The sequence below is a fragment of the Streptomyces rubellomurinus genome (assembly GCF_000961885.1).
Classification (GTDB): Bacteria; Actinomycetota; Actinomycetes; order Streptomycetales; family Streptomycetaceae; genus Kitasatospora; species Kitasatospora rubellomurina.
Genome location: NZ_JZKH01000185.1, coordinates 1 through 4935 on the forward strand (window position 1 = coordinate 1; position 4935 = coordinate 4935).

Below are 4935 nucleotides of genomic sequence, written 5' to 3' on the forward strand. Positions count from 1 at the left end.
GAGACCGCGATGGTCTTCGGCGAGCTGTACCGCAACGGCGCCGAGTGGAAGTTCCGCGCCATCGGCCAGGGCTACGCCTCCGGCCTGCGCGGCATCGCCCAGGACTTCGGCGTCAACGTCTGACGGTTCGCGGCCCTCGGCCCGGCGCTGCGGAGTCCCTTGCGGTTCTTCGGAGTTCGTCGCGGCCGTGCGCGGTCCGAGCTTTTCCCGGGGCGGCCCCGGACCCCTCGCGGTCCGGGGCCGCCCCGGCTTCGTGGTGCTCCGCGGCGCTGCGAGGATGGGTGAGTTCAGGAAGTTCAGCCGGCCAACCGGGGCCGGCCGGGGCCGTGGGGGTTTACACCTTGAAGGCGCGCTCCGGGAGAGGACAAGGAGGAAGAGCAGTCATGGTGGTCACGCTCGCCAAGGGCGGGAACGTCTCGCTCAGCAAGGCCGCGCCGAACCTGACGCAGGTCCAGATCGGTCTCGGCTGGTCCGCCCGCTCGACCACGGGTGCCCCGTTCGACCTCGACGCGAGTGCGCTGATCTGCGGCTCCGGCCGGGTGCTCGGCGACGAGTACTTCGTCTTCTACAACAACCTCAAGAGCCCCGAGGGCTCCGTCGAGCACACCGGTGACAACCTCACCGGCGGCGACGACGCGGGCGACGACGAGCTGATCCTGGTCAACCTGGAGCTGGTGCCGGCGCAGGCCGACAAGGTGGTCTTCGCGGTGTCGATCTACGACGCCGAGGCCCGGCTGCAGAACTTCGGCCAGGTCCGGAACGCCTACATCCGGGTCGTCAACTCCCTGGACGGTCAGGAGATCGCCCGCTACGACCTGTCCGAGGACGCCTCCTCCGAGACCGCGATGATCTTCGGCGAGCTGTACCGGTACGCGGGCGAGTGGAAGTTCCGCGCGGTGGGCCAGGGCTACGCCTCCGGCCTGCGCGGCATCGCCCTCGACTTCGGTGTCGACGTACAGTAAGGGCTGATCAGATCAAAACAGACAAATAGCACCCACTGATGATGAGAACAGAGGGCGGTGCGGGGGTGACCTGACCGGGCCCGGCCCGGTCAGGGCGTCTCGGGACGAGGCCGGCCCCGGCGCGCCTGAGACCCGAAAGGTAACCAAGTCCCGTGTTCCTCCGCACCTTCGGCTGGTCGTTCGCGATCACCGTCATCGGCCTGATCGCGGCCGGACTGCTCTGGGGGGCCCAAGGCTTCGGCATCGTGCTGATCCTCTCCATCCTGGAGATCTCCCTGTCCTTCGACAACGCGGTGGTCAACGCCACGGTGTTGAAGCGGATGAACCCGTACTGGCAGAGGATCTTCCTGACAGTCGGCGTGCTCATCGCCGTGTTCGGGATGCGGCTGGTCTTCCCGCTGCTGGTCGTCGGCCTCACCGCGAAGCTCAACCCCGCGACCGTCATCGACCTCGCGCTCCACTCCGACAAGACCCACGCCGGCCTCACCTACGGGCAGTACCTGGAGGCGGCCAACCCGGCCATCGCGGCCTTCGGCGGCGTGTTCCTGCTGATGATCTTCCTGGACTTCGTGTTCGAGGAGAAGGAGCACAACTGGCTGGGCTGGCTGGAGCGCCCGCTGGAGAAGGTCGGCAAGCTGGACGCGCTGTCCAGCGTCGTCGCCCTGGTCGCCCTGGTGCTGGCCTCCCGCTTCTTCGCCGCCGAGCACGCCGAGACCGTCCTGCTCGCCGGTGTCCTCGGCCTGATCACCTACCTCGCGGTCGGCGGCCTCTCCTCCATCTTCGAGTCGGGCCTGGAGGAGGAGGCCGAGCGCGAGGAGGAGGCCGAGAAGTCCGGCAAGTCGATCGTCCAGGTCGCCGGCAAGGCCGCGTTCTTCCTCTTCCTCTACCTGGAGGTCCTGGACGCCTCCTTCTCCTTCGACGGCGTGGTCGGCGCCTTCGCCATCTCCAGCGACATCTTCCAGATCACCCTGGGCCTCGGCATCGGCGCGATGTACATCCGCTCGCTGACCGTCTTCCTGGTCCGCAAGGGCACCCTGGACGACTACGTCTACCTGGAGCACGGCGCGCACTACGCGATCGGCGCACTGGCGGTGATCCTGCTGGTCGGGATCAAGTACCACATCCCGGAGATCGTCACCGGCCTGATCGGCGTCGCCTTCATCGGGCTGGCGCTCGGTTCGTCGATCCTGCGCAACCGGCGGGAGCCGTCGGCCGAGGAGCCCGGCGAACTGGTCGGCAGCGGCAGGTAGCGCGCCCCGCCCTGACCACGAGAAGCGGCCGCCTCCCGGAATCCCGGGAGGCGGCCGCTTCTCGTCGTACGGGGGCGGTGCGGGGTCAGCCCAGCTGCTGCTCGATCGCGCGCAGCTTGCGCTCCAGCGAGTCCAGCTTCGGCATCGACAGGGTGTCGTCGTCGGACGTCAGGTCGATGGTCGAGCTGCGGTGCGAGCCGGTGCCGGCGCCCGAGGAGGAGTACGAGCTGCTGCTCGGCGAGGAGTACGAGCTGCTGCTCGACGAGCTGCTCGACGAGGTGCTCGACGAGGAGGAGTACGTCGAGGAGGAGTACGACGAGCCGACCGCGGGGCGCGCGTGGCGGCCGGAGTCCAGCGCGGCCGAGCCGGACCGGCTCGGGGAGGTGCTGTCGGACTCGGCGGCTAGGGCAGGCTCCGTAGCGGACGGGCCGTCCCCGGCCGTGAGCGCGGGCACCTGGCGCCCGCCGCGGGCCCGGGCGAGCATGCCGCCCTGGCGGGAGATCGCCTTCAGCTCGGCCCGCTCGCGGCGGTCGGCGGTGCGGGCGCGGGCCTTGGCGTCCAGCTTCGCCTGGCGCTCCTCGCGCACCTCCTCGACCGCGTCGTCCAGGCTGCGGACGTTCTCCAGCAGCATCAGCGACCAGGCCGCGTAGGTCTCGCGCGGGGCGCGCAGCCAGCGGACGATCCGGATCTGCGGCAGCGGCCGCGGCACCAGGCCCTGCTCGCGCAGCGCCGCCTTGCGGGTCTGCTTCAGCGCGCGGTCGAACAGGATCGCCGCCGAGATCGACATGCCGGAGAAGAACTGCGGGGCGCCGGCGTGGCCCAGGCCGCGCGGGGCGTGCACCCAGTTGAACCAGGCCGAGGCGATCGCGAACACCCAGACCAGCAGGCGCGAACCGAGCGCGGCGTCACCGTGGCTGGCCTCGCGGACGGCGAGCACCGAGCAGAACATCGCGGCGCCGTCCAGGCCGAACGGGACGAGGTACTCCCAGCCGTTCGACAGGCCCAGGTTCTCCTTGCCGAAGCCGACCAGGCCGTGGAAGGACAGCGCGGCCGCGACACCGGCGCAGCAGAACAGCAGGGTGTACGAGGAGATGCCGTAGATCATCTCCTTGCGGCGCCGGCGCTCCTCGCTGCGCTCCCAGGAGTCGCCGCCCTCCTCCTTCTTCGAGTTGTTCTTGAAGCGCAGCGTCGCGAGGAGGACGGCGACGAACAGCAGGGCTACGCCGCCGACGACGGTCCAGACCAGCTGTATGGAGGTCAGATTCATTGCGGGTCGGGCCTCGGGTTTCGGCAGGGGACAGGTACACGGTGCGACGCTCAGGCGCTCAGCTCCCGCCGCGCGGGCACCGCCTGACGGTTCGTTCGTCACCGCACGGCATGCCCGGCCCCCGCGGCAGGGGTGGTCGGGACACCTGTGCGGCTAGACGATATCGCGTCCGAAGGGGCGGCATGTTACGGGAGGGCGGCTTCCTCCGGCGAATCGGCCCGGCCGAACTCCTGTGTGGCGCACGGGATCGGCCGCCGGGTGAGCGTCGGGAGGCCGGGCGGGGTAGGGGAGGGGAAGGTTCGGGTATCCGGCGGCCGGCCCGATGCCCGATCATGGTTCGGCGGACCGTCAGATCGCCTGACGGGGCAGGGGGAGAGGACGGGATGGTCTCGATCTGGGAGTACCTGCGCGGGGACAAGAGCTACACCTTCGACAACCCGGGCGGTCAGCACAAGGTCATACTCACCAAGTCGGCGCCGCAGCACGCGATCACCGGCTCGGCGGCCACCACCGGCTACCTCTACGTCAACCTGCACTGGACCACTCGCTCCGGCGCCGCCCGGCCGAGCACCCGGGACAGCCTCAAGCGCTTCTTCAGCCCGCGGATCCTCAGCCCGCTGGAGCCGGACGCCGCGCAGGGCGTCCAGCTGAACGTCGACCTCGACCTGGCCTGCATGTACGAACTGTCGGACGGCACCCGGGGCGTGGTGCAGCCGCTCGGCGAGCTCTTCGGCGACCTGCGGGAACCGCCGTACATCAAGCTCAGCGGCGACGACCAGTACGGGGCGCCCTCCGGCGAGACGATGTACGTCAACCTGGAGAAGAAGGACAAGTTCAAGCGGCTGCTGATCTTCGTCTACATCTACGACGGCACGCCGGCCTTCGACCACACCCACGCGGTGATCACGATCGTGCCGCAGACCGGGCCGCGGATCGAGATCAAGCTGGACGAGCGGGCCCGGGCGGCGCGCTCCTGCGCGGTGGTGCTGATCGAGAACGCGGGGGACAACCAGCTGACCGTCCGGCGCGAGGTGCGGTACGTCAACGGGTTCCAGGCGGACATCGACCGGCTGTACGGCTTCGGCATGCAGTGGCAGCGCGGGTACAAGGGGCAGTAGGGCAGTAGGGCAGTAGCGCGGCAGACCGGTGCGGCGGGGCCTGGTGGTGGGCGGCCCCGCCGGCGGGCGGGTCAGCGGGGCTGGAACTGCGGGCCCTGCGGGGGCAGCGCGAACTCCTCGGCGGGCTGGGTCGGCTGGGCGGGCGGTGCCGGGGGCTGGGTCGGTGGGACGGGCGGCTGCTGGCCGGTGCCGGGCTGCGGGTAGCCGTAGCCGGTGGCCGGGGGCTGGGGCTGCGGTTGGGGTTGGGGTTGGGGGTAGCCGTAGCCGGTGCCGGGGTGGGGCGGGTACGGCTGGGCGGGCGGCTGCTGGCCCGTGCTGGGCTGGGGGTAGCCGTAGCC

At 70.4% G+C, this 4935-nt stretch carries 5 protein-coding genes and 1 pseudogene; 4 read left to right on the plus strand and 2 right to left on the minus strand.

What is annotated here, in order from left to right:
• The 3 genes from VM95_RS36905 to VM95_RS36915 form a co-directional block, all read left to right on the plus strand.
• The coding region (locus tag VM95_RS36905) for a TerD family protein (RefSeq protein ID WP_045705572.1) at positions 1 to 123 on the plus strand (123 nt) is incomplete at its 5' end.
• A 260-nt stretch (positions 124 to 383) separates the two neighbouring features.
• Entirely contained in the window at positions 384 to 962 is a 579-nt protein-coding gene (locus VM95_RS36910) for a TerD family protein (RefSeq protein WP_045705574.1), read from the plus strand.
• A gap of 152 nt (positions 963 to 1114) precedes the next feature.
• Positions 1115 to 2212 (plus strand): DUF475 domain-containing protein, encoded by a 1098-nt coding sequence (locus VM95_RS36915; protein ID WP_045705576.1) that lies wholly within the window; start codon positions 1115 to 1117, stop codon positions 2210 to 2212.
• A gap of 85 nt (positions 2213 to 2297) precedes the next feature.
• Here the strand turns inward: VM95_RS36915 and VM95_RS36920 are convergent, their stop codons facing one another.
• Complete coding sequence (locus tag VM95_RS36920) at positions 2298 to 3479, minus strand: DUF2637 domain-containing protein (RefSeq protein WP_045705578.1); 1182 nt, start codon at positions 3477 to 3479, stop codon at positions 2298 to 2300.
• A gap of 383 nt (positions 3480 to 3862) precedes the next feature.
• Here VM95_RS36920 and VM95_RS36925 point away from each other — a divergent pair, with 383 nt between their 5' ends.
• Positions 3863 to 4597: a Tellurium resistance gene (locus VM95_RS36925; RefSeq protein WP_045705580.1), complete on the plus strand. Its 735-nt coding sequence runs from the start codon at positions 3863 to 3865 to the stop codon at positions 4595 to 4597.
• Positions 4598 to 4668: 71 nt separating this feature from the next.
• Here VM95_RS36925 and VM95_RS43950 read toward each other — a convergent pair.
• Positions 4669 to 4935 (minus strand): annotated as a pseudogene (locus VM95_RS43950) (TerD family protein); the annotation flags it as partial.

Bases quoted from the DNA above. Each gene is read 5' to 3' on its own strand.
- VM95_RS36910 (WP_045705574.1), top strand. From the start codon at position 384: ATGGTGGTCACGCTCGCCAAGGGCGGGAACGTCTCGCTCAGCAAGGCC.
- VM95_RS36920 (WP_045705578.1), bottom strand. From the start codon at position 3,479: ATGAATCTGACCTCCATACAGCTGGTCTGGACCGTCGTCGGCGGCGTA.
- VM95_RS36925 (WP_045705580.1), top strand. From the start codon at position 3,863: ATGGTCTCGATCTGGGAGTACCTGCGCGGGGACAAGAGCTACACCTTC.